The sequence below is a fragment of the Thiorhodovibrio frisius genome (assembly GCF_033954835.1).
Taxonomy (GTDB): domain Bacteria; phylum Pseudomonadota; class Gammaproteobacteria; order Chromatiales; family Chromatiaceae; genus Thiorhodovibrio; species Thiorhodovibrio frisius.
The window spans coordinates 3362107-3386873 of record NZ_CP121471.1; the positions used below are offsets into that span (position 1 = coordinate 3362107).

Here is a 24767-nt window from a genome sequence, read left to right on the forward strand (position 1 = left end):
CTCGTTAAATTCTCAATCGTCGGCTATTGGCCAAGGATGTTTCGTTTCCAGCAAGGGTGCGCTACGTTGAACAGATCCAACGCAGATCCATGCGCTTACTGCAATTTCAGCCCGACACCCCGATTGAGGACGACCTCCACCCCACGCCCGGCATCGACCTCAAGCACCGGGAAGATGGTCTCGGCCAGATCCAGGTAATACTCAGCCAGACGATCTAGCGCCTTGCCGGTCCCGGCGACGGCCGCACCTTGCAGCGCCTCGCCGGAGAAAACTTGCTGATACGGCATGGTGGTCCCGCCGGTGGCGACCGAGGCGATAGGCACGGTGCCAAACAGTTGGCTGAAGCCCTGGAGGAAACTCACCTGCATGGCACGGCCGATGACCTGGCCTTGTTTGTTCACCAATCTCCCGCGCACGCCGACCTTGCCGTCCTCGCCCACGGCATAGCCATCAATGGCGACTTCGATGGTCCGCCCATCGCGACGCACGCAGTTGATGGACTCCGCGCGCAGATAGACGCGCTCGGAGCCCAGATCGCCGTAGCCGCCAACCAAGAGAAAGCACTCGCGGATGTCGGCACGGAAACGGTTGGGCAGGATGGCGTTGTCTTTCAGGCGCAATAACGCTGGATAGGGATCCTGACGCGCCGTGCGGCCGGTAGGGGCATCCATGCCGGAGAGCAAGACGCCTTGCAGAATGCTGCCGGCGGGGATGCGCACCTCGGGGATTGCGTCCTCGGGGGTGTTGGCCTTGCCGGCAGCGGCTTTGGCCGCATCGTCTTCGACGTGACGAATACTGAGAGCCGGGCCGGTGGCTTTAGGGCTGGTGGCGGTTTCTGTTCCCGATCCCGCTGGCGTGTCGAAGAGTTGTTCCAGCGGCGGCGGTCCAGGACGCTGGGGTTCGGGCGTTGGTTTAACGCTCGCGTCTGCGGATTCAGATTCCGGCAAGGGTGGCGTCCAGGTGCTTGTTCCCTGTCCAGGAATAACCGCTGGCCGGGTTTTGACCTCCTCGCGCAACTGCGTGAGCTGTCGCTCCAGTCCCTGCAACTCCGCCTGGCGTTCGCGGCGCAGCGTCTGCATCAGGGTTGCCCGGGTGCCTTCGCTATCGGCGGCATCCAGACCGAGCTGTTCGAGGTTGTAGGCAATCTTGCGCACCTCCCCTTCCAGGGTCTGCAAGCGTCGGCCCAAGCCATCGATACCGAGGTCTCTGGGATCGACATCGGTGAGAAGATTGTCGACCAGGCGCCGACGCTGCGCCTCGCTGCTGCGGTCGTCTTGCGGGGCGGTGGCGATCAGCAGCGCCAGCGACCCGACAATCACGCTGCCGGCCCCTAGGGTGATCCATTGGCGCAGGCGCGGGGAGAGCCGCTCCCAGTTGTCTGTCCATTCGGCCATCAGCGAAAACCTCCCGCGCGCTTCGGCTTCGGGGTGGCTGGCGGCCCTTCCCTGCTGTCATCGATCGCGATGATCAGCGTCGCCTCGGCCCCGGGATTTAATGGCGCGCTTGGCCAAAGCGCGACGGCGGCCAGGGCGTCCTGCTTGTGCAACCGGCACTGGCGTTCATCCAACACCACAGGCGTATCGCCTTTCGCCCCCACCTTGGCGGTGAGAAAGCGCAGCGGTTGGCCGTCGTAGGCGGTCACTCGGGTTACCCGGACATCCGTCCCGCAGTGAATGGCTTCGCCGGACCGTCCTCCCCTTTTGCGGTAGCCACTCGGCACCTCGCCCAAGGCCAGGGTGCGAAAGCCCTGGGTCAGCTCATTGGTGTAATGCTGCGGCTGGCGCCAGGTGGCGATTAGCGGGATATCTGGCAGGGTCGATTCCGACTGAGCCACGACAGACGAGGGACTGGCTGCCTGGCGACGGCTTTCCAATCCCGGCACCAGCAGGCGAATCTCCCGTGGTGGCACGCGACGGGGCGCGAGCGTCAGCGCAACCGTGGTCTGAGCATCATCGGCATCGGTGATGTACAGGGTCGCTGGGGTTTCCTCAGCCGTAGCGACATAGAGAACACTGCCATCGATTTCGGTCGAGACGCTCGAGACGGTTCTCACCGAGGGCTGGCGGAAGGGTGTGACAATGCGGTTGAGATGATCAATGGCCAGTTCCAGGATGACATTGTTGCCCGGTGCGACAGTGACGGTGCGGGGGCCGATTGCCAGTAGGGCGTCCTTGGCGGACGCTGTCTCGGCATTTGCATCCGCAGTGGTGCGCAGGAAAGGACCGTTGGCCTGGCAGCCGAGGCTCATCAGGGTAAGCCCCGATCCGAGCAGGACAGCATGGATGGAAACAGCAAGACGGCGGGGTTGAACATGCATTCAGGATTCCTCAAGGTTGCTCGGTCGTGCGCGGACCGCCGGGGTAGACATCCAGATGGCGGATCACCGGGCGGTAGTGCTGAAAGCCGACGCGGACTTCGTAGGTGCGCTGATGCCGCACTGGCTCGGCGCCGGGACCGGCGCTCACTTGGCGGCCGGTGACGAAGAAGGTGTCGCTGGCCTGGTCGTAACGCAGGGCATTGGGCGAGAAGTACATCGCCACGCGCTCGCGCTTGATGGCTTCGACCTGGTCGCCAATGACGGCGAGAATCTCCCGGCGCAGCGGAGGCGCCAGCAGGGGTTCGAGCGCCTCGCGAATGAAGTCCGCCGAACCGGCACTGACATTGCCGAGCAGGCCGGCGACATGCACCGCCCAGGCTTCCTTGACCGAGCGACTAGCGCTGTCGCGGGCGATATTGACCTCGCCTTCCAGAATCGGCGGCACCAGCACCACGGTGTGATCGGCGCGGACCAGGGCGAGCAGGGTCAGCAGGTTGGTGAGCAACAACACCGCGACGACCAGGCGGTGGAAGCGGTTCTCGGCATTGAGACCGCGCCAGGTGCGTGTCAGGGTGTGAAAATCCATGGGCGACCTCAAGGCTGAAAGCAGCGGGCGAAGGGATTCGGACAGCGTCGGGACTTAAGCGGGACCAGCCCGTGCCAGTAGCCCCAGTGCAGCGCGAAGCCATCCGGGCGGCTGTCGCGAAAGCGCCCGTAGAGCCGCGACAGACCCAGTCCCAGGGCGAGGAAGATCACCAGCCGGTCGCTGAGCATGCCGACGACCAGCATGAGCACCAGCGGGATGAGTTCATCGAGCCGCCACAGCAGCAGCGAGGGCGGGTCGTCGACGCCATGGGGGAGCGAAAGGGGTTGCATACGGACGGGTCTCCGGCGAGTGGGTTGAATGCCGGATAGCCTGCGTGATTGGGCGCCGATCGGCGACACCGATAGCTCGGGAAAAACCCGAGCATTCGTGCTTACCCTGTCCAGGGAAGATCTGCACGGGGAACCGGGGCTGGTTGGTCGTCCAGGCTGTCCGGGTCGCATCAGCCCGGATGCGGCAAACGCTCTCGCGCGCGTCAGCGATCAGCAAGCAGCATTCAAAATTCTCTGTGAGTATTTTTATTGCTTGCTTGCTAGCAGACGCGCGCGCGAGGGGACGGGGGGGGTGCACAAGGTTCACATGTGGCAGAGTGCCCTAGCTAAGCCGCACCGGTTTTCACATAGAGTGCAGGAAGCCGAACGAGAGATTCGGAGGCTTACCCGCTGATTTTGCTTTACTCTGTTTTCTGCTTCTGGCTGTTTACCCTACCCGAGAGCGTACGCGTATCGCACAATTCGAACTCAGCTTTGTAGGGAACGACACTGGGGCACCATGGGTCTTTACCCTACCAGGCCAGGGTTTCTTGTTCACCAGCCTAGGAACCCTGGTTCTCCAGTCCGGGGAATCTGGTTCTCCACCCTAGAGATTCTTGTTCTCCAGCCTAGGGACGCTTGTTCACCATGCCTATGGTCAGATGACTGGAATCTGGCAGCGCTCGGCGGAGCGGAACAAGATGTCCTTGATGGCCTGGGGCAGGCATCGGCGTCGTCCCAGGTGTTCATCGGTTTGGGGACTCCTGATAAAGCATCAGTCACAGTGGCACTGGATGCTTATCCCATTTTGTATGATCTCGAAAACCCAGTCGCGGTGGGCGGCGGCCGTTTAACCTGGGTGCTATCCGTGCGGATCGATCACCTGCCTTGCTATCATGGCAGCGCACATTGGCACTGGCCGAGGGCTGCGACCAACGCAACCTCGACTCAGGGATGCAGCGGCGGGAGGTCCATCGATTCTCCGCGCGTGAAGGCATGGCGAGCGCTGGGTTTCACTTGATCGAAACCCTGATGCCAAGCCGGAGCGCCTCAGCGCAATCTTGATCATTGAGAGGTGTTAGCGATGCTCCATCCCAATCAGTTCCGCGTCATGGAAGCCTGGGTGGCTTTCAATTTAAATGAAGCGCCGATTCAGACCGAACGTGACGGCGACTTCAATGTCGTCGCGCTCATGGTGGAGAGCCGCAAGTTGGGCATTGAGGTCATGGAAATGACCGAGGATCTGCTGCAGCCGTTGATCGCAGAGGCCAGAGACAGCTTCAGGGAGCACTTTGCTGCTAGCCGCTTGCATTGATTAATTGCAGGATGCCTCTTGCCTTTACGCCGAAGTCCACGCGCCTGAGGTTCCACCCATAAGGCCCCGCAGATAGCACTGGCCCATCGCGCCGTCAAACTGATTGACCTTAGTGGGTTCGTGCTCGGCCGGCTGATGATTCTCCGCTTGCGTCTCAGGTCGTGCTGAACGACCAAGAACCACCGGCCTGCTCCAGGATCGGCACTTTCCTCCATATCGCAATACCCGTGCGCGAACAAACCCCTGAAACGCGACTTATCAATGCCTCCAGTCCCAACACCCCGGATAATCCCGACTGGATTGATCGGATAACAGCAGAACGGAGGTTCCAACATGCCACAGCAACGGCCACACAACATGGGTGCCGGCGGCACCTGCATCTGCCCGAAGTGTGACTATCACGGCGCGCATCGCAACGGTGTCCCCTGCCAGGACGATCATTGCCCCAATTGCGGCGCCAAGTTGCTGCGCGAGGGTTCCTACCACGACCAACTGCTGCAACAGAAACGCCAACATTAGGGGCTGCTCAGATGCGCGTCTACCTCGACTGCTGGCCCTGCTTTCTCCGCCAAGCCCTGAGCGCCTCCCGCCGCGCCGGCGCCTCGCCCGAACTACAGCGGGCGATCCTGGAAGATACCCTGACCGCCCTGCGCGAATTGGCCAGCGATGCGACGCCGCCGGAGATGGGCGAGCGAATTCATCGGCTGGTACGCGAGCGCGCCCGCGTTGCCGACCCCTATCTGGAGGTAAAACGCGAGGCGACCGCGCAGGCCCTGGCATTGCTCCCAGCGCTGCGGGCGCATGTGGCGACAGCTGAGGATACTCTCCGGACAGCGGTGCGCATCGCCATTGCTGGCAATATCATCGACCATGGTGTCGCCGAGACCTTCGACCTGGAAGCGACACTGGAGCGAGTGCTTCAGGCCAACCCCCTGATCGATGACCTGCCCGTGCTGCGCGAGGCGCTGGAACGGGTGGATGAAGTGCTGTATCTAGCCGACAACGCCGGTGAGACTGTCTTCGATCGCGTGCTGATCGAGACCATGCCTCTGCCCGTGCGCTATGCGGTCAAGGCTGGCCCGGTGCTAAACGATGCCACCCGCGAGGAAGCCGTCGCCGCCGGCCTGGACCAGGTCGCGGAGATCATTGACACCGGTTGCGACGCCATGGGCGCGCCGCTGGGGCTGTGCTCGCCAGACTTCCGCGATCGCTTCAACCGCGCTCGGCTGATCATCGCTAAGGGCCAAGCCAATTACGAGACGCTGAGCGGCGTCCATGCGCCCATTTGCTTTCTGCTGCAGGCCAAGTGCTCGGTGATTGCCGAGGATATCGGGGTTCCGGCTGGCAGCGTTATCATTCAGGCAAGCGCCGCGCTGAGGGATGCCGTTTCCTGATGGCCTTATGCTCCCTTCCGGTTGGGCTGAATTGCGGCCAGTCCCCCTGTCCATACTCGCCAAAGACACGGACACATCGGCAAGAAGGCCAACAGGAGATCCGCTCATGTTCATCGTGATCAATCGCGTCGCTGTACTCGAGGACTTTGCCGAGATGTTCGGGGTGATGATCGATTCCGAGGTCACTGATCCGCGATGACGGCTTCGAAAGATCAACCAAGGCCCAAATAGGCCAGACACTCGGCGGGCAGTTCCTGCCGGCAACGGCGCAGAATGCGCGCCTCCTGATCGGGTGTCAGTTGGGTTTTGTGATCGCCGGTCTCGCCTTTGCGGATAAAGCCGCCAGGGCGAAACATCGGGCTGCCGTCGGCGTTACGCCCGGCGAAGCGCTGGCTGTTCGCCTTCATCCAGGCGAAGGAGGACAGATGCGCGGCCCGCTCGCACGTCTGCGGCGTTAATGGCCAGCCAAGAAAGTCGGCGATGCGGGTGATCGCTGCGGGCAAGTCGGCCTTGAGGTCGCTGTAGCGCAGCATCAGCAGGTTGTCGCGCTCGCGCTGCGGCCACCAGCTTGCCAGGTTGCGAAACCAGGCGCCGAACCCCAGCCAGGCATCGACGTGGGCATCCAGGCTCGCTGGTCTTTCCAGTCCGTGACAGGCGAGCGCGCTGTCGGTCATGTCCATCAAATGGTGGTAAAAGCTGATGCAGCAGTCGCGCGGATCGCGCACTGTCAGAATCAGACGTGCGATGTCCCGACCCGGGGTCTGCTCCCAGGTGCAATGGGTCTTGAACAAGCGCGGGGTAGCAAGCGCTTCAAACGCCTCCAGCACCTGCCGCCATGTCTGCGGCGGGCGCTGGCGTTCCAGCCAGGGAACCACATCATCAATGTCTTCGAACGCCTCATCGCCACCGGTGCACAGTTGATGCAGAATCTGTTGCATCCAGGTAGTGCCGGCCTTAGGCGCCGTGGTGATCAGCACATCTGTCGGGCGTGCTTGGAAATTGGCGAGTATCCAAGGGTCATGCAGCGGATGGGGTTCGCCCCAGTGTGGGTCGGGTTGCTCGTCCCGCTCCGGACGGCTTGTGCCTGCAAGTTGCTGAGTGCTCATGCCATTGTGTTCCTAACGCTCATGGTCCCGGCCACCCCGGATGATGAATCCGTGGGATTGACGGTAAAGAATCTAAAAAAGTCGCATCCAGAATTCTCTGGCGGAGATCACCTATGTGGGACCAACGCTTCGATCAAGAAGACTATCTCTACGGCACTCAGCCGAGTCAGTTTCTGGCGGCGCAGACTGATCGGCTTCGACCCGGCCAGCGCGCGCTGGTCGTCGCTGATGGCGAAGGGCGCCATGCTGTTTATATCGCTGAACTTGGGCTCGAGGTCAGCGCGATGGACAGCTCTGGGGTTGCCTTGACCAAGGCGCGCAAGCTGGCGGCGGCCCGCGGGGTCGCGGTGGATTTCCATCAGGCCGACCTGCGCGACTGGCCATGGGCGCCCGCGCGCTATGATGTTGTGGTGGCAGTTTTCATTCAATTCGCCGAGCCCGCGCTCAGAGCCGCGATCTTCGCTGGAATGCAGCGCACCCTGGCGCCGGGTGGCCTGCTCCTGCTGCATGGCTTCACTCCGGCGCAGCTGGCCTTTCAAAGTGGCGGCCCGCCCTGTGCCGAGCTGCTCTACACGCCAGAACTCCTGCGCGAAGTCTTCGCCGGGCTTGAGATTCTGCGGCTTGAGGAGTACGAGTGCGAACTGCAGGAGGGCACCGGCCATGTCGGCCGGGCTGCCGTGATCGACCTGGTCGCACGCCGACCAGTCGCTGCCCCGGTTCCAGCGTAAAGCAGGCTAAGCAACCGCTCATCGCCTCACCCGGCCCGGTTGATTTGGATGTGCGCCGGCACCGAGCACCCTTGGACGGCAGCCCCTCTGGCCCAAACTCACGAGAACCTCAAGCCATACGCGAATTTTCAACGATGCCCAACCAGGACTCCGCCTTTCACGCTTCCAGCCAGCCATTACGCGTGCTCTTCGATGGCGGCTGTCCGCTCTGCCGGCGCGAGATCGCTCACTACCAAAAATTGACTCCCCGTCAGCCGGTGCACTGGATCGACATTCATGCCGACCCAAGCGCGTGCGCAGCGCTCGGCATCACCCGCGAATCCGCCATGGCGCGGTTTCATGTGCTCGAGGGATCGCACATTCACACCGGCGCTGAGGCCTTTCTCGCGCTCTGGTCTGCCCTCCCCGGCTGGCATCTTCTGGCGACCTTGGTCCGCAAGCTGCGATTGATCCCCCTGATGGAACGTGGCTATGTCTGGTTTGCCCGTCGCCGTTGGCAAAAGCGTTGCCAGGATGATCGCTGCGCGGTCGCTTGAACGGAGAGCACTCAGCATTTGTGCCGGATGCCGTCTCTTGGGTCTCTCGGCTAGCGCGACAGTCCGGCCGTTTCCCGGATCAAGGCCGGCGGCTGCCGGCACACGCATCCCCTTCCTCGGGTTGCTTGGTCACGTTAGAGCCGCCCATGTCCGCGAGGGCGTACCTTACCGGTTTCCAAAAAAATGCCGCTCGTTTGACCTGTCGGTGATGCTCAAGGTGATCAACGCTCTTTGGCATGAAGACATTCAAAGACGTTTCTGCGTCTGCGTGACCATCGCCCCAACAGTCAGGGCGATTAGGGTGGCAAGCATTGGCGCGACCAGTGCCGGTATCGGCACAGGAAGCAACAAGCTCAGCGACACGCCCACTCCGATCCACAGCAATGACCCCACCGCCAGTCGGTGCGCGAGCGGGCTGGGATAATCAAACCCCGATTGGCGAATGCGCCGGCGCAACAGCCCGTCGAGGATTCCCCCGACCAGGGCAAAGGCGAGAAAGGGCCACCAGGCGAGCAGATGAACCACCCGCTGAACCGCCATGTCCAGCGACTGCCAGATCACATCGAGGCGGTCTTTGATCAATGGCCAGATGGGGCTTTCCGCCAGCTTGCCCAGTTCCGGTGCCTTCTTGATGCGCACCTCATCAGGCAATAGCAAATCATAGCTTCCGGCCATCAGTCCGGAGCGGACAAACAATTGCTCTGACCAGGACTCGGAGCGCTCGAAGATCGCCTGGGCCGTCTTGGCACCCAGGGTCTGCCGCATCCACTCGGCTTCCTGTTCCTGAACCCGGTTGGACCACTCCGTTGGCACCAGCGCCGAGAGCAGGATAAATTCCATCACGAACAGGACGATTGCAACCGTCAGGCCCCACAGCCAGCCGGACTGTGATTGTCGGTCAGCGGACATTGAATTGATCGTCCCCAGCAGGCTTGGCACCAAGGGGCACGCCAGCACCGTCCCCCTTGTCCGCAACCAAAATCGGCAACCGCCCCTTGATCGTGCGCCCGCCCGCGAGCCTTCCGATGTATTCCAAATTCGGCAAGTGCCCCAGCAAGGCCGGCGGCAGCAGGTCGCCCTCCTCCTCGATCAAACGCTCCCCGGCATTGCCGCTGAACAGCAGCGGGTTATCCGACTGGGTGCTGCTCGCCTGGGTGCGCATGATGGTCTTGAGCCGGATCTTCGGCAGGCTGTCGGTGATGTAGGTCTGGGTCTCGGCATCGAGGACTCTGAGCGCGATGAGGTTGTTCAGATTCGCCAGCACCTGGGTGGCCTTGTCACGGCTGCCGGTGCGCGCGGCAAAGTCGGCGAAGCTCTGGGTCGCGACCGTCACGCGCAGACCGGCACCACGGCCTTTGTTCAGCAGTTGCACGAAAGGGTCGTTCATCACCTCGGCGGCCTCGTCGATGAAGACGCTGACCGAGTGGTTTTTGACTCCGTAGTTGTAACGATCTCCGGCGATGGAGGTCAGCTCAGCGATCAGGAGCGAACCGATAGCGCTACCGACCATGCCGTCGGACAAAGAATCCAAGCCAATGTAGGCGACCGAGCGATCATTGATCAGGTCCGTCATGCGCATCAGACTGCGGGCGTCGTTGTCGATGTCAGGGTTAGGCGACAACAGCGGCCCCAGTTCGCCCGAGGTCAGCATGACCAGCACGGGCATGAGGCTCGCGACCATCTTGGAGAAATGCACCCGCTCATGCTCGTGCATATTGACCAGGCCGTCGATGACCGAGGATGGCTGCTGGGGGGCGACGCGCTGGCGGTAGTGGCGGATCAGGGCCATCACCCTGCCCTGCCCGTCTCTGGCTTTACTGAGAATGGCATCGGCATCGAAGCGCCGGTCCACTTGGTTGCAGTAGGTCACAAGCGCCCGTTCGACCAGCGCATCGATCCCGCCTTCCAGATAGTGCCGCAGCTTAAGCAGATTCGGCCGCTCGGCGACCAACAGCAACCCGGCGATGATATGGCTCATGGCCATCTGCCCGAAGGCTTTGAAGGGATCGGCGCCGGTCTCTGACGGCACCAGCGCGGCGATGCGGCTGGCCAGTTCGGTATGGCGCCCGAAGGTCGCCATCGGATCAATGCGGCAGGAGTGCTCCGGATAGGCGGGATGAAAGGCGGAGAAGGACTCCGGGCGTCCTGCCAGGGCACATGCCCGGCGCGCATTGTCGCGCAATTCCCGGTCGCCCTTGGGATCGATGATCAGCACGGCTTCCCCGCGCAGGACCGCTTGGGTGACCAATAGATCGAACAGCCGGGTCTTGCCAGCACCGGTGGTGCCAACGACCAGAAGATGCCCTTCCATGGTGGACAGGGGAACCGCCAGGTCTTTCTCGCGAGGGGCCAGGCCATGCAGCCAATGGGCGCCGATGGCGGTGAGGGACACCTCGGCCAGGCGCGAGGGACCAACCCGCAGCAGATCATGCGCGAGCTGGGCCTGGTCGCGCTCCCACTCGAAGCCTTTGCCAAGCCAAAGCTGGCCTTTGACGCGGTACATGGTCTTGGCCAGTTCCTCGGCGGTGACAAAGGCCAAGGGTCGACCGTTGAGCGCCCGGCGAGCCGTGCGCATTCTGAGCGCCCCCGGCAGCCAGGTCAGCGCCATGACGAGCGCACCGAGCGAGAAGGCATGAAAGGCTGGGGTATGCAACCGCCAATGGGGCGCGCTGGCAAAGGAAAAGGCCGCCAGCAGCAGCCAGACGGCGACGGCGATGGCCTCGTAGTTCGGCCGCCAGGGGTTGGTGTAGCGATCCATGCTCATCAGATCGTCACAACCAGGCGGCGCTGATTGTCCTCGCGCACGCGCGGGTCGTTCAGCAACCGGGTACGCAGGCGAAACACCCCGAGGTGATGCTTTCGGGCCAGTGCTTTGAGCTGGCGTTGCTCAAGGACGCAGGCGTGGGAACCATCACCACCGCCGTGCTGAATGGCCAGCTCGCGCAGAATGATCTCGATCAGACGCGGGTCGTCGGGATCGGTCCTCGCGGATGGTGGGCCGACAAGGACGCTTTGATCCGGTTGGCGAATCGTCGCCTCGGGGTCCTCCGGCGCTGGCTGACGGTCCCTCGGCTCACCCAGCACGGTGCCGAGCTGCTCGGAGAGTTGCGCGTTCAGCGCCAACCAGCGCTGGCCCGCATGATCTCGCACCCGGCGCATGGGCGTTTGCGGATCAGGCTCCAGCCAACCGTCCTCGCTCAGAGCCTGCGCGGCCTCGGGGGCGGGCCAGCCGGTCGTCTCGAACCAATCAGGATAGCGCAGCCACAGGAGCCCATCGCGCCAGAGGGCGTGGGTGTGAAGATCCCTGTCCAGGGAATCGATGGTCTTGGCGAGGCGCGCAGTGCTGGTGGAGGATTTGGTGAGCCAGCGGCGGGCTTGTTCGATGGCGGCCGTGGAGGGGTTTGACGATAAAGCGGGGCTCGGCTCGGACGGTTTTCCCGCAGCCGATACCACCGATGGCTCCGATGCCAGCGGCACTGTTGTCCCGACAGACGCCGGCGTGGACTCCGGCTGGCCTGAAGGCGCGTCCTGGGAGGCTACCACCGGCTCAGATGGGCGCTGGGGCTCGGATCGCGCTGGCTGTGACTCCTCCGGCGCCGACCAAAGCTCCACGGTGCCCGGCGCGCCAAAGGGAAACAGCACCCCTGTGTCTTTCAGTCGCAGCATCGCCAGCTCAACCGGCTTGCCATTCTCACCGGACAACAGCGCCGGCGCCATCCGCCAGGTCGGATGCTGGCCGAGCGCATCGAGCCTTGGAATCGCCAAACCGCGTTCCAGGAGCACTTCAGCGATGGTATCAGGATCACGCGGAATACCCGGCACCCGGTCCTTGGCCAGCAGTTCGCTCATGTCCTTGGCCGCCGCCGGCCAGACCAGATGGAGCCCGAGATCAGCAAACAGCCACACCCGCGCACCGGGGAAATTGACCGTCCAGCGCCCGTCATGCAGCAGCCGGCGCATGGCATCGATCAGGTAGCGATCCACGGGCACACCAACGGCGGTGTCGATGGATTCGATACGATGCTCGCGCAGATCCTGTTCGACGCTGACCCGGTCGGCCTTGCGGACCAGTTCAACCAACGGGCTACTGTGCGGAACGCCGGTGATGGCGGCCAGAAAGCCGCTGTAGAGATTTGGGTCCGGATGCGACAGCCAGCGTTCAACCCGTGCTGGCAGAATGCGTTTGAGCGCGATCAGGTTGAACGCCTCATGCCCGCCTTGGGCGCGTTGCTCGCGCCAATGCAGGAAGTAGCGATCCAGGCCCCGTTGGTTGGCCCAGTCGTCCAGGTCTTGGTCAATCGGCGACCAGGAGGAACGACCGTCGCGGTCGGTGGCGGTGACATCGTGAATCACCTTACCGGCATCATGGAACAACCCGCCCAGGGCCGCGGCGACCCGCAGCCTGGGTTCGAGCTGGCGGCGTTCGACGCGCGGGCGATCCAGGCCAATCATCACCCCCTTGCTGGAGCGAGTAGCATGGAACGCCGCTTCGAGCCCATGGCGGTAGAGTCCGCCAGCGCCTCGGTGATGATGCGCCTCGCTGGCCGGGATCAAATGCACGAAGGCTGCGTAGCGTTCGATGACGGGCAGGATATAGGACTCCCAGCGGTTGGTGCCGTCATCGTCATCGCCGAGCATCAGCTCCTTGCGCAAGCGCGCGATCAGCTCGGACTGGGTGGCCATGAGCTGCGGCAGGGTTGGCAGCGGCAGTCCCTTGACGAAGGGCGGATAGCGGGGAATCTCCTCGTCGTTGAACGACGGTGATGGCGCTGCCGCCATGGCGGTTTTTGTTGGCGGCCTGGTCGCGGTCTGCTCCTCGCCACCCGCGTTCAGCCAGCGTGACATCCAGCCACTCATGATGCGCGGCCCTCCCGGATCGTCTCATCCTCTGAATCCGTCTCGGCGCTCGGCAGCGGTTGGGCGAGCAGGGTCTGGAGTTCCTGCAGCCGCCGCTCCAGGTCTTTGATCAGGCGCAGCCGTTCCCGAATCGCGCCGAGCGGGCGTTCGGCCTCCAGGGCGATGCGCCGCTCCCAGGGCACTGCCCGATTGAAGGCCGGGCGGTTGTAACGGTCCCCTCGTCCGCGCGGCAGATACTGGGTGCGACCGGGACGGTCAACCAGAAACCATTCCAAGGTGAAGCTGCCGCCCGGTCGGCGCGGCGAGCGCATCCGCACCCCGAGCCGGGAGCACCCCGCGCGAGCACCCTGACGTTTGCGCTCGGCGCGCAGGCGCAGCATGGTGCTGACCTCCTCGATCTCGGCATGAATGCGCAGAGCGTCTTGTTCCTGGTCTAACCATTCGGCCATGACGCGCATGGCCTGACGTGAGAGCGGCTCATGATCTCCGGACGCAGGGTCCGCGACAGCGCGCGAATTCGCGTAACTGGCCCACCCCTTACCGTGGTGCCCCCGAGTTTCGGGGTCACCTGAGAATTCAGGGCGGTTTTTGGGGCTCTCAGCGGCCTTGGTCATCTGGGCATCGGGTCGGGTGAAGGTCATCTGGTCCTCGCGGTGTCTTGGGTCACTGGTCGAAACGTGCTTTGATTCATTGGGTTGCGGGGGTGTTTCGGGTCTGTTTGGGTCACCTCGTCCGATGCATCACCGGGTCATCTGAGTGGTTGGGAACCGCTGTCCACCAGGGGCGAAAAATCGGCTTTTTCGTCGGATGGGTCATCTCGTGTGTCGGGGACGCCTGGCACCTGTGTGTTCTTCAATTCGATCAATGGATTAGGGGCACTCTCTGGCCCGGCTGGTCATCTCACAACAGGGGCGGTTTTGGTCACCTCGCCCCAAACCGCGACGTCGAGGGGCTGGAGACCCATGCGAGTCGCTGAAGCGGGCGTTCGGCTTCCGCCGCTTCCGCTCAGCTCCCGCTTGGCCGTCACGGCGGTTTGTTTCTTGGAAGCCCGCCGGCAGCCGGGGCCTACGATGCCAACAAGCAACCCGTGCGCTGCCCTTCTGGACTCAACCGCCAAGGTCAGGCGGCCCGCAGCGCGGATCGCCGCTGGTCGCTTTCGTCAGTCGGGACTGGTGATTTCGCGGGTCGTTCGCGCCTCACGCGCTGGCGGGTCATCTCGTGCGAACCCGTCGCCGGTCACCTGCCTGTTCCCATCCTCGATCAGCGTCTTGCGCGGATCGGGGACCATCGTGGGTCATCTCGCCCGCTGCTGAGTCGGCACACCTCGCTCGCTTCAGTGCCGAATCCTAGCCCTGCGCAGTCCTGAAGCGCAGCCACAAAAGACACTGATTTAACGCAGCTTTCGTTGTTTCTCCGACGACATGATCGCGGGCAGGATGCGTCCATTGGCGCAGTCGTTGGCCTGTCGTTCGCCAGTGCGCGGACAGGGGCTTGCTGGGTTTGCCGGGCGGAATGTCCGGGGTAAACCCCGCTCTGGCCGGGCCGTGTCGTTGCGCTGTCGTTCCATTCATCCCAAGGGGGTCTCCATGCAGGTCGTCGGTCTCGACATTGGTTACAGCAATCTGAAGCTCGCCTTCGGGTGGGCAGGTACGAAACCCGAGTTACGGGTGCTGCCAGCGATGGCGGCGCCGGTGGAGCATGTGGCGGTGCAGTTGGATGGCACCAGCCGGGCGAGTCCGACCGGGATTCCGGTGCAGGTCGATGGCCAGAAATGGATGGCCGGGGTGCGCCCGACCCGGGTGTCAGGCTGGTCGCGGGCCTTGCATGCGAGCTATGCCGACAGCGATGCGTATCGGGCGCTGGTGCTGGGGGCGCTGACGCTGGTCAATGCCCCGCGTATTGATCGGCTGGTGACGGGCTTGCCGGTCTCTCAGGCGGTTGACGTCAAACAGCGGGAGTCTTTGCGCGCGCGTCTTCTTGGTCGGCATGCGACCGGGATTGGCGTTGTGGAAGTCGCGGAGGTGCGGGTGATCGCGCAGCCGGTCGGCACCTTTGTCGATGCGCTGGTGCAGGGGGATGACGCGCTGATCAGCGTGATCAGCGAGGGGACGGTGCTGATTCTGGATGTCGGCTTCTTCTCAGTCGATTGGGCGGTGCTGGTGCAGGGGGATCTGCGGCGCACGGCGACCGGAACTTCTCTGGAGGCGATGAGTGTGGTGATCGAGACGGCGGCTGGATTGATCGGCGCCGATGGCTCGGGCCAGCCGCCCGTGGCGGTGATTGAGCGGGCACTGGCGGAGGGTCGGATGTCGATCCTCTACCAGGGGCGCCGGGTTGATTTGCTGCCGGCGTTGCAGCAGGCATCGACTGGGACAGCGCGGATTGCCCTGGAGGAGTTGCGCCAGGACTTGCGCCGGGAGCAGACGGCGGTAGATCGGATTCTGGTGACCGGTGGCGGCAGTGCCTGGTTCATGCCCTTGGTCAGTGACCTCTTCGAACCGGTGCCGGTGGAGATACCGCGCGATCCGGTGACCGCGAATGCGCGCGGGTATTTCGTCTATGGCGGACGCTGAGGCGCTGCGGGTGCAGGTGCATCTGTCGCCGGCCTTGCATCCGGAGTTGTTTGGGGCCTTGGCCGGATTGCGCCCGCGTGGGCGGGCGGAGCGGTTGCGGCAGTTGGCGCTGATGGGGTTGAGCGGCGGGCGGGCTGGAGCTGCCGGGGTTGCTGAGACGGCAAAGGCGATGCCCGAAGACCCGAGCCCGCCAGTGGCCGAGGCGCTGTCGCCTAACCGCGCGCGGTTGCTGCAAGGGCTGACGCTGTCGGACTAAGGCATCCAGAGGCCAGGCCAAGGTATCACCTGCAACCGTTCAATCCATGCCGGAAATAGTTGTGTGTCATTTGATACGCAACGCGCTAGTCATGGCAGGAAAGGCGCCGCGGCTTCCCTATTGTTCGCAACGGATTTTTGATCATTCAGGAGGTTGTTCGATGCACGCATACTCGCACCTTATCCCCGAGTCGCTGGTGGGCTCGATTCATCAGTTGAACCGGGCCTATCTGCATACCGCTCGGGATCTGCTTCGTTCGGGACAGGACAGGGTCGTGGAGGCCCTGTTCGGCTTGGATGGGACGCTGGCCCAGTGGCTGGTCGATGCCACGCCGGAGGCCATCGAGCGGTTGGCGACGACGCCGGGCACGGTGTTTCAGCCGCGCTTGCCGGAGGCGACCGACAAGCTGCTGGCGGTTTGCACCCAGGCGCCGGAGCGGGATATCACGGCGCTGCATCTGCTGCTGCGGAATCTGGGCGAGGCGGCTCAGATCGATCAGGGAGAGTCGCAATGATCCTGGAACGTCACGCCCGCATGCGCCTGGCCATGGAGTTGATTGCCCGACGCGCAAGGGTTTCCATTGTTCATCACGAAGCCGGCGTCCCGCGCGATACCCTGCGGGCCTTGTATCGGGAGCTGCATGGGGTGTCGGCGCCCTCGGGTCAGTTGCCCACGATCGGCGGGACAACCATCAATTCCCGGCGGCGGCAGTTGCAGGCGTCCTTGTTCGCGGTGACCTATCTGCGTTGTCGTGGCCAGGCGGCAGCGGAGCAGGCTTCAGGGATCAGTGAGCCAAGCATTTACACCATCATCGCGGCTCATGATGTGTGCCGGACCCTGGCCGGTGCGGAGAACAGCCTGGACATCACCCGCTGCTGGGTGACGGCGCGCGATCTGCACATCGGCACGGCGAAGCTATTGGGCTGCCGCGCCTGTGAGGTGCATTTCCTGGTCGCCGAGCAGAGTCGGTTTGATCGCACTTGTCCAATTTGCTCGCTGTATCGGAATTTCAATGAGGCCCCGGCGGTGACGGGCGAAGCGGCCGGCAATGCCTTCGCGCAGTCCCTGCAGTTGCCGCCGGAGCCGATGTTTCAGCGATGGTCCGGGGGGCTGGCGTAGGTTTGGCGCCTTGTTCGGCGCATCGCCAAACCGGCCAGCAATTCCCGATGGTCAGAATCACTGTGCCCTGAACTGGGCGTAGATCCGCTCCGGCGCCTTCTCGAAATACTTGAACAAGGCCGGACAGAGCCAGCCTTCCATGTCCAGTACCTCGCTGCGATACCAGTTGCCGTCGTATTCCTCTCGCTGCCATATCAACTCGAGCTGATAGCCCGGGAAAGGGGCTGCTGAGAAATACAGATGGAAGCCAAGACGCGCATCGGGCAACTTGGCCACCATCTTGTCGATGATGTCATCGGCACCGGAGACGAAGGGCTCCTTGACCAAGCCGGCGTCAGGGTCGTCAAACACCCAGACGCCGCCGTCAAGGTAGGGGTGGATGACCATGATGGCATTCGGCATTGCTATGTTCTCTCTGGCTTTGCCAACATTTGATGACCCAAGTGATTCACGCATTTTCTTTTCCACGGGTCGATTTTCGATCAATAATCTTCTGGTCCCGACATCGCCTAGTAATCGCGATCACACTCTGAGCACAGACCGCTAGCACACAGTTCTGCCAATCGGACCTGAGCTTTAATATGACCTTTCGTAGCGGCTCGGCGATAGTACTCAGCGGCCTCTTCAAAGTCCTGACTTCCACCTTGGCCAGCCTCGTACATCCCCCCGAGCTTGAACTCAGCTTCTTGATGTCCACGCCAAGCTGCGCTATAGAACCTAGCGCGGGCTTGAAAGAGATCCTGTTTTACACCTCGACCAGCCTCATACATGAGTCCCAATCGATACTTGGCTGCGGGAGATCCATGGTGTCCGTCAGACGCAGCTTTGCGATACCAAGCGAAGGCTTTAGCCAAATTCTGCGAAACCCCTCGACCGTCCTCGTACATTTTTCCTAAACAGAACTGATCATCACAATGCCCCTGTTCAGCACCTCTGCGGTACCAAGCAACGGCTTCCTGGAAGTCCTGCTTAACGCCGTAGCCATTCTCGTACATCTGACCAAGTTTATGTGGCGCGCTGCAATGTCCATCTCTAGCGGACTTTCGGTACCAACTCAATGCCTTGCTACAGTCAGGCTCAACGCCTTGACCACTTTCGTACAACTCTCCAATCCTAAATGCTGCATCCATGTGTCTTTGCTCTGCCGCCTTCTGGTACCAAAGGAGCGCTGTGTCAATATCACGCTCCACACCGATGCCGGTCTCACACATTTCCGCCAGTTTGAATTGCGCATCGGGGCTCCCTTGTCGAGCTGCTTCTCGATACCAGGCAATGGCTGCCGCCACAACCTGATCTGCCGTTTCCCCACTCTCATACATTTCAACGAGCTTTAATCCCGCCTTTGAGTGTCGCTGGTCCGCAGCCTTACAAAACCAATAGACAGCTACATCAAGATCGTACTCGACGATTTCTTCAGACAAGTAAATCTCGCCGAGTGTGAACTGCGCCTCTGCATTTCCACGTTCGGCCGCCGCGCGGCAAGACACGATATGCTGCATCCGACTCCTTCCAGGTTTTGCTTTCTCAAAGCCTTGCTCATCAGCCCTGATGTACCATTCAGAAGCTTCAGTAAAGTTTTGCTTTACCCCTTTGCCGCTCTCAAGCATTTCAGCTAAACGGCATTGGGCTTCCGCGTGCCCCTGTTCGGCAGCCTTTCTGTACCAATTAACCGCTTGAGAATCATCCCACTGCATTTCTCGCCCGTCATTAAAAATTAGGCTTCTGAGCACGTCTATATCGTCCCCTTCTGCCAATAGCCCCTCATGCTCTCCCTTCCTACTGCGACACTCTGCCTCCAAAGTACCTTCTAAATCATAATTTTCGGCCAACCGATACTGCGCTTCGGAATGGCCCTGTTTAGCGGCTTTCCTGAGCCAGCTATAGGCTTCACTGTCGGCGAGCAAGTCAAATAATTGAAATTGTGCCTCTGCATCTCCCTGTTCAGCCGCCTTCCTAAACCAGTCGGCGGCGCACGCTTCGTTCGCCGCTGCGCCTTGGCCCGTTAAGTAAAAATGGCCCAGTTTGCACTGTGCATCCGCTTGTCCTTTCTCCGCAGCGTCGCGATACTGGCCAAATAAATCTAATTCTTTGTCTACCGGATTTCGAACCGGTGCGTTATCCAAAACCTTGCAGATGAGGCTCTCGGGCCAACCCAACAGCAGGCGGGCCAGATGCTTGTCCATGAGTTCCCAGTTCCAGCGATCTGCGAAGCACTCAAGTAGCCTCTCACTCCAAGGCAAATTTGGATTATCTGAAAGTATGTCCCAGTTCCAATACTCTTTAAACCGCCCAAGAAGTATCTCGCTCCAGGGCAGAGTCGCATTCCCGCTTAAGATATCCCAATCCCACCGGTCCGAATAACTAGCCAGAAGCGCTTCGCTCCAAGTCAATCCAGGATTCCCACTAAGTTCCTTCCAGTTCCAACGGTCTGCGTAGGGCTCAAGGACCTCATCGCTCCAGGGAACTGCAGAATTGCCGCTAAGTGCTAGCCAACTCCACCGATCCTGATAGCAATCAAGCAGCTTCCTGCTCCATGTGAGGCCACGATTGCTGCTGAGCGCGCTCCAGTTCCAACGATTAGCATAACCTTCAAGTAATCCTTTATTCCAGGGAAGTGAATGATTTCCGCCGAGAGCGTTCCAGTCCCAACGATCCGCATAACGCTCAAGTAATCCTTCGCTCCAGGGCAGTCTTAAATTTCCGCTCAGTGCACTCCAGTTCCAATGATCGGCATAGCGCTCAAGTAATCCGTCATTCCAGGGAAGTGAATGATTCCCGCTGAGAGCGCTCCAGTCCCAACGATCCGCATATCGCTCAAGTAATCCTTCGCTCCAGGGCAACTTGCCTTCTTTGCTAAGATCGCTCCAATTCCAACGGTCTGCAAAGCGCTCAATCAACCCTTCCTGCCATGGCAAGGGATTCCTGGACGTGATTTCATCCCAATCCCACTGATCCGCGTAGCGTTCAAGCAGAGCTTCGCTCCAGGGTATGGACGGATTTTCAAATAGATACTCCTCAAAAAGCCAATACCTCGAATAGCGATCAATCAATGCTTCGTCCCACGGCAAAGCGGGGTTTTGGCTCAGTGCATGCCAGCCATATCCGTCTCCGTAACCACTAAACCCCCAATGAGCGCAAAAGCGATCAAGAAGCGGTACTGTCCAAGGTAAGCCAGTATTTCCGCTAAGTGCGCACCAATCTAATTGTCCATTGCTCATTTGCTCCAATCGGTCCAGCAGACTCGTGCTCCACGGCAACGCGGTATTTCCGGAAATAGCATCCCAGTCCCACTTGTCCGCATATTGCTCTAGCAACTCCTCGCTCCAAGGCAAGGCGGTGTTGGCACTGAGCATGCGCCAATCCCAACGATCAGCGTAGCGTTCAATAAATTCTTCGCTCCACGGGAGCCTCGTATTCTGGCTGAGTTCCGACCAGTCCCATCGCATGGCGAAGCGCGCTATCAACGCCTCAGTCAAGTTCAAAGAACTGTTTTCGTTAATTCCAGCGTGCGGCCCCGACTTTAACTGAACTTTGTCCAACTGCAATCGGTCTAGGTAACGGTCGAGTTGAGCTTCAGTTAACGGATAAAAAGTCGACACGACGCGCACAAACGCCACAGTCGCATCCGGGACGTTCTGAAAAAGCTCTGCATGGCACCCAAAGTTGCCGTGGCCGACTGCTTGGCTTGCGGGCAGAACTTGCGGCCCAAACACGTTTCGAAACGGCCCCAGGAACCTTCGCTCAGTTGACCAATCCGCAATTGCAAAGACAATCTGCCCGAATGCCCCTGGGTGCGTTTCGATCGCGGTGCGGAAATCTTGGGCTGTGCGCGCTGGATCATGGCGAAAGGCGCCACAACCCCAGGCACCGAGCACTAATGCAGTGTACTCATAGGCCCGGGCGATCGCCAGCACGCGCTGGATGCGCTGCGCCAGGAGGTCTCCCGCACGCGGCTGGCCGACCTTGGGTGCGTAAGGCGCCGCGCAGGTCAGCACACTCAAAGGCCAGGGCGTGTCGAGCGCTTGGCCCGCGTCGTCGCGAAAGACCGGGACATCCGGCGATAGAATTGCCCAATCGGTGGAGTCCGGCTGTGGCCGCGCGGCATGGATGGGATACATCGGATCACCGTCCAAGGTTGCGTAGAGCGCGCTCGAGCGGCACAAGACCTCCTCTTGCGCTCGTGCACCAGACAGAAACCCACCGCCGGGATTGACGCCGTTGGCAAAATTCAGTGCCAGCACCCGTCCACCCTCCTCCACCAGCCGCCGCGAAGCCTCCAGCGTGGTCTCGTTGACGACTTCAATCCGGGTCTGCCGGAATGGGCTGGGCGCGGGCGATGGCAAGCTGGCCTCGGGCGGGATACTGCGCCTGAGGGCGCAGGCTTGCACCACGGCGTCGCGCCAGTTGACCGGTTGGCCCGAAGCGTTGGGATAGACGCCGGTCCTCATTGCCGTCACGGCGCTGCGGCCCAGTTCCGCCGCCCGCTCGCGCGAGACATTCAACAGTTGTTGGCAATGAGCCGCGCGTTCGGGTGAATCCTGGCAGGGCAAAAAGATGGGTGCATCCATCATGGTCTCCGTGTTTCAGAGGCTGGTCGGCAACCTTTACGGCTGCGCCTTGAACTCGGCAGCGAAGGGCGCCAGAAAACGTCGCTCTGGCGACCAGTCGGTGACAGCAAAAACAATCTCGTCAAAAGCGCCGACCTGTTCGCGCAGCGCGGCATGGAAGGCGGCGGCGACAGGAACGGGATCATTGCCGAAGGTTCCGCAGCCCCAGGCCCCGAGGACCAGGGTCTCATACCCATGGGCCCGGGCAATCGCCAGGATACGCCGGATGCGGGATTGCATGAGTTGGATGGACATGTCTTGACCAATGGTCGGCGCATAAGGCGCGGCGCAGGTCAGAATGCTGAGCGGCCATGGTCGTTCCCGCGGACGCCCCGCGTCGTCACGGAAGACGGGCACATCCGGCGATAGGATCGCCCAGTCGGTTGAGTCGGGCTGCGGCCGCTCAGCGTGGGCGGCATACATCGGATCGCCCTCCAGCGTCGCGATCAGGGCACTGGAGCGGCAGAGCACGCTCTCCTGGGCGCGATTGCCTTGCAGAAATCCACCCCCGGGCTGGATGCCATTGGCAAAGTTGAGCGCTAATACCCGCGCACCTGTCATGCTCAGGCGCCAGGCGGCGTCGAGCGTCATGGCGTTGATCACCCGCACCCGCGTGGTGGCGAAGGCCGGTGGCGGCGCCTCTGGCAGTGCGGCATCGGGTGGCAGACTTTGCTTTGCCGCCTTGGCTGCGGCGATAGCAGCACTCCAATCCACCGATTGACCGGCTGCGTCGCTGTAATGGCCGGCGTCGATGGCCGCCTGCGCGGATTCACCCAGCTTCTTCGTTTCGGCGCGCGGCGTATCGCGCAACGCTTTGCCCTGCGCGGCACGCTCATCGCTGTCGAGGGTTGGCAGGTAGTGCAGGCGTGGTTTCGTGTTGATTCGCATACGCGCCCCATCCTGCCTTCGTCCTCGCAGTAACGATCCCGAACGACTGATCTGCTCCTTGATCTCCCGCGCCGGCAACGCCTTGCGGTAGCGTTCAGTCTCGGCTTCGAGTGCGGCGGCGAGGGCCATGTTTTGCGGGTTCTCACCCGCTTCTTTTCGAATTTGCTTGGCGACATCCATCAGGTGCGCGCATGCCTGATCGAGTTGTCCATCGCGGTTTGAGCGCGCGACATCAATACGGGCTTGATGGGCCAGGTGTTGGGCAAAGCGATGTTCAACCTCAGATTCATGCGCTTGGTTGTGGCGTGTGGCGCTATCGACCCAGGTCCAGTGGATGTGTTCCTCGACCAGATGGTGATCGCCATCGCGCAAGACCATCCGCAGTGGGCAGTCGGTATTCTTGGGGCCTCCTGGGAAACGCAGGCGCAGCAGCAGATCGCGTGTTTCGCCCTTCATCAGGTCGCCCAACTCCAGGCTCAGCGCATGCGCGGAGGCTGTTGCCGACCAGGGACCCAGCGGCTCAACCTTCAGATCGCCCTCCCAGGACAGGTCCAGTCGCGCGTGGTCGCTGACGAGGTTGCCCAGTTCTTCGACATGGCGGTTAATGGTCACAGGGATGGTTTCGGCGTCGGCGATATCCTGAAAATACCCGCCACCGGCATCGGCCAACTGCGCTAATAAGCCCTCAAGGTAGGTATCGCCGAGGCCGAAGGTGCTGGTTACAACCCCAAGATTCCGCAGAGCGCGCGCATGCTCGGCCAGCGTGGCAGGTGCGGTGATGCCGACATCGGGCTGACCGGCGCTCAGCACCAGGCAGTGCCGTCGCCGCGCCTTGTCGCTCTCGGCACCTACCAGGCCGCAGCCGGTGAGCCAGCCTTCCCCGAGATTCGCACCGCCGCCGGGATGATGATTCTGCAGGGCGATCTCAACGGCTTGGCGCGTCTCCTCGCTGATGGGCGTCAACGGCAGAAGGATCTCGGCGACGTCATTGAAGATCACCAATGCGATGCGGTCATCTGGCCCCAAGCGCTCCAGCACATCCCGCACGGCGTGTTGCGCCTCGGTCCAATGGGCGGCGCTCAAGGAGTGGGAGGCATCGAGCACCAAGGCCAGATCCAGCGGGGTGGTCGTCTCATTAATGGTTGGCACCTGAAGACGCACCTGCAGGACCCGCTTGCTGTGGCCCTGTCGGCGGATTAAGGCGCGATCAGTTGCCAGCGCCAGGCTGAAGGTATCAATCTCAGCAGGGTTTAGCGCCTCCTCGCTGTCCTCAGCTGCGCTGATCCGGAAGGCACAGAGATGGATCACCCGGTCATCCTTTACCAGGGCGCCGCCCGTCAGATGCGAATCGTCGAAGCGCCAATCCTCGCCCTCCCCCACCGCGGGAAACCGCTCGAACTCTGCACCGGCGATGACATCGAGCCAAGCTTTGATGTCCGCTGCGGTTGGCGCCGATATCGGCTGCACTGTCTCGCCGTGCGCATCTAGGGCGTCGAGCGCATAGCTCTCAACTAAGGTGCTCAGAACCGCCGCCAGGGTAGTCGGACTATCGAACAGATCGAGCCCCAGGATGCGTCCGTTGAGGCTGAAGAGCGCGCCGCATTGACCCGTTTGTGGTGTAAAGGCGGACCGGAAGGCATCGAGAGACTGGCGATGGCTTTCGTAAAGCGCGGCTGCGGCATTGGTTCCTGAGTTCACGCCCATGCGTCTTGAGCGCGTTTCAATGTCGCGCCAGACTGCACTCTGGTTGCTCTCGCGCGAGCCGCGTTGGCGCAAGGACGTGTTCACATCGGCGCTCTTGCGCGCCCGTCCGGCGGCGAAATGCGCGCGTCTGGCTCCAGAAAACTCAGCACTGGTCGCGTGCCAGCGCCCGGCTTCGACGCAAGAGACCGGAATGATGGTCGTTTTCTGCGCCGGCGCCAGCACGGTGAGGTTGAGGATTCGGTTCTGCTTGGCACCCACCAACTCCTCACCATCGAGCAGCAGCACTGGTTGCGCACCTTCATTGATGATTTTCAACTCCGGGACGTGCCCCGACTCGGACACCTCGGTGACACGGGCGCTGTGATCGCTCAGGGCTGCCTCGAGGAGGCGATAGCCCGGCTCCTCAGGCCCATCGGCCAAGAGCGGGTAGAGCGTCAGGTTCTTGTGCGAGGTCGGTTTCCCAACGACCACTTCAGACAAACACTTGGCGATGGCGGACATGGGCAGCTCCT

At 61.9% G+C, this 24767-nt stretch carries 21 protein-coding genes; 9 read left to right on the plus strand and 12 right to left on the minus strand.

Translation table 11 applies throughout. From position 1 onward, the window contains the following. Window positions 1–95 precede the first annotated feature (95 nt). The 4 genes from Thiofri_RS15345 to traL are packed head-to-tail and all read right to left on the minus strand — an operon-like array spanning window position 96 to window position 3193. Window positions 96–1394, minus strand: a complete 1299-nt coding sequence (locus tag Thiofri_RS15345; protein WP_009146825.1) for a TrbI/VirB10 family protein — start codon at window positions 1392–1394, stop codon at window positions 96–98. Next, window positions 1394–2317, minus strand: coding sequence for a TraK domain-containing protein (locus Thiofri_RS15350; RefSeq protein ID WP_323705377.1), 924 nt, complete (start codon window positions 2315–2317; stop codon window positions 1394–1396). Before Thiofri_RS15350 ends, Thiofri_RS15345 begins: the two co-directional genes overlap by 1 nt. 10 nt (window positions 2318–2327) lie before the next feature. Beyond that, the gene (locus Thiofri_RS15355; protein WP_009146822.1) at window positions 2328–2903 is read right to left on the minus strand and encodes a TraE/TraK family type IV conjugative transfer system protein; all 576 of its coding nucleotides are present in this window, start codon (window positions 2901–2903) and stop codon (window positions 2328–2330) included. Window positions 2904–2911: 8 nt separating this feature from the next. Continuing rightward, window positions 2912–3193, minus strand: a complete 282-nt coding sequence (gene traL, locus Thiofri_RS15360) for a type IV conjugative transfer system protein TraL (RefSeq protein WP_323705380.1) — start codon at window positions 3191–3193, stop codon at window positions 2912–2914. Window positions 3194–4283: 1090 nt separating this feature from the next. Between traL and Thiofri_RS15365 the strand changes: the two genes are divergently transcribed. The 3 genes from Thiofri_RS15365 to Thiofri_RS15375 all read left to right on the plus strand — a co-directional run bounded on the left by Thiofri_RS15365 (window position 4284) and on the right by Thiofri_RS15375 (window position 5881). Further along, window positions 4284–4487 (plus strand): hypothetical protein, encoded by a 204-nt coding sequence (locus Thiofri_RS15365; protein WP_143741723.1) that lies wholly within the window; start codon window positions 4284–4286, stop codon window positions 4485–4487. A 333-nt stretch (window positions 4488–4820) separates the two neighbouring features. After that, window positions 4821–5006: a hypothetical protein gene (locus tag Thiofri_RS15370; RefSeq protein WP_040854306.1), complete on the plus strand. Its 186-nt coding sequence runs from the start codon at window positions 4821–4823 to the stop codon at window positions 5004–5006. Between the two features lie 11 nt (window positions 5007–5017). Then, window positions 5018–5881: a damage-control phosphatase ARMT1 family protein gene (locus Thiofri_RS15375; RefSeq protein ID WP_009146818.1), complete on the plus strand. Its 864-nt coding sequence runs from the start codon at window positions 5018–5020 to the stop codon at window positions 5879–5881. 212 nt (window positions 5882–6093) lie between these two features. Here the strand turns inward: Thiofri_RS15375 and Thiofri_RS15380 are convergent, their stop codons facing one another. After that, window positions 6094–6987, minus strand: a complete 894-nt coding sequence (locus Thiofri_RS15380) for a sulfotransferase domain-containing protein (protein WP_009146816.1) — start codon at window positions 6985–6987, stop codon at window positions 6094–6096. Window positions 6988–7100: 113 nt separating this feature from the next. Between Thiofri_RS15380 and Thiofri_RS15385 the strand changes: the two genes are divergently transcribed. Together Thiofri_RS15385 and Thiofri_RS15390 are read left to right on the plus strand one after the other, a co-directional pair. Further along, entirely contained in the window at window positions 7101–7715 is a 615-nt protein-coding gene (locus Thiofri_RS15385; protein WP_323705383.1) for an SAM-dependent methyltransferase, read from the plus strand. 134 nt (window positions 7716–7849) lie between these two features. Next, window positions 7850–8251, plus strand: coding sequence for a thiol-disulfide oxidoreductase DCC family protein (locus Thiofri_RS15390; protein WP_009146814.1), 402 nt, complete (start codon window positions 7850–7852; stop codon window positions 8249–8251). A 246-nt stretch (window positions 8252–8497) separates the two neighbouring features. On the opposite strand, the gene Thiofri_RS15395 is transcribed toward Thiofri_RS15390, so the two are convergent. The 4 genes from Thiofri_RS15395 to mobI are packed head-to-tail and all read right to left on the minus strand — an operon-like array spanning window position 8498 to window position 13557. Then, window positions 8498–9160, minus strand: a complete 663-nt coding sequence (locus Thiofri_RS15395) for a DUF4400 domain-containing protein (protein ID WP_040854300.1) — start codon at window positions 9158–9160, stop codon at window positions 8498–8500. Continuing rightward, complete coding sequence (gene traD / locus Thiofri_RS15400; RefSeq protein ID WP_453888752.1) at window positions 9150–11009, minus strand: conjugative transfer system coupling protein TraD; 1860 nt, start codon at window positions 11007–11009, stop codon at window positions 9150–9152. Before traD ends, Thiofri_RS15395 begins: the two co-directional genes overlap by 11 nt. 5 nt (window positions 11010–11014) lie before the next feature. Continuing rightward, window positions 11015–13096: a MobH family relaxase gene (mobH, locus tag Thiofri_RS15405; RefSeq protein ID WP_223296646.1), complete on the minus strand. Its 2082-nt coding sequence runs from the start codon at window positions 13094–13096 to the stop codon at window positions 11015–11017. Window positions 13097–13104: 8 nt separating this feature from the next. After that, window positions 13105–13557 (minus strand): conjugative transfer protein MobI(A/C), encoded by a 453-nt coding sequence (gene mobI, locus Thiofri_RS15410; protein ID WP_143741722.1) that lies wholly within the window; start codon window positions 13555–13557, stop codon window positions 13105–13107. 1137 nt (window positions 13558–14694) lie between these two features. Between mobI and Thiofri_RS15415 the strand changes: the two genes are divergently transcribed. The 4 genes from Thiofri_RS15415 to Thiofri_RS15430 all read left to right on the plus strand — a co-directional run bounded on the left by Thiofri_RS15415 (window position 14695) and on the right by Thiofri_RS15430 (window position 17056). Continuing rightward, window positions 14695–15681, plus strand: a complete 987-nt coding sequence (locus Thiofri_RS15415) for a ParM/StbA family protein (protein WP_009146808.1) — start codon at window positions 14695–14697, stop codon at window positions 15679–15681. Continuing rightward, on the plus strand, window positions 15668–15937 hold the full coding sequence (locus Thiofri_RS15420; RefSeq protein WP_009146807.1) for a hypothetical protein: 270 nt from the start codon (window positions 15668–15670) through the stop codon (window positions 15935–15937). Before Thiofri_RS15415 ends, Thiofri_RS15420 begins: the two co-directional genes overlap by 14 nt. A 160-nt stretch (window positions 15938–16097) precedes the next feature. Next, window positions 16098–16451 (plus strand): hypothetical protein, encoded by a 354-nt coding sequence (locus Thiofri_RS15425; RefSeq protein WP_009146806.1) that lies wholly within the window; start codon window positions 16098–16100, stop codon window positions 16449–16451. Continuing rightward, the gene (locus tag Thiofri_RS15430) at window positions 16448–17056 is read left to right on the plus strand and encodes a FlhC family transcriptional regulator (RefSeq protein ID WP_323705390.1); all 609 of its coding nucleotides are present in this window, start codon (window positions 16448–16450) and stop codon (window positions 17054–17056) included. Before Thiofri_RS15425 ends, Thiofri_RS15430 begins: the two co-directional genes overlap by 4 nt. Before the next feature lie 57 nt (window positions 17057–17113). Here the strand turns inward: Thiofri_RS15430 and Thiofri_RS15435 are convergent, their stop codons facing one another. From Thiofri_RS15435 to Thiofri_RS15445, 3 genes are all read right to left on the minus strand, one after another. Further along, window positions 17114–17458, minus strand: coding sequence for a DUF6717 family protein (locus Thiofri_RS15435; protein ID WP_009146804.1), 345 nt, complete (start codon window positions 17456–17458; stop codon window positions 17114–17116). A gap of 107 nt (window positions 17459–17565) precedes the next feature. Next, window positions 17566–21627, minus strand: coding sequence for a TIGR02452 family protein (locus Thiofri_RS15440; protein WP_083848385.1), 4062 nt, complete (start codon window positions 21625–21627; stop codon window positions 17566–17568). Window positions 21628–21660: 33 nt separating this feature from the next. Next, a complete protein-coding gene (locus Thiofri_RS15445; protein WP_009146802.1) occupies window positions 21661–24756 on the minus strand; it encodes a TIGR02452 family protein in 3096 nt (1031 codons plus the stop codon). Between the last annotated feature and the right edge of the window lie 11 nt (window positions 24757–24767).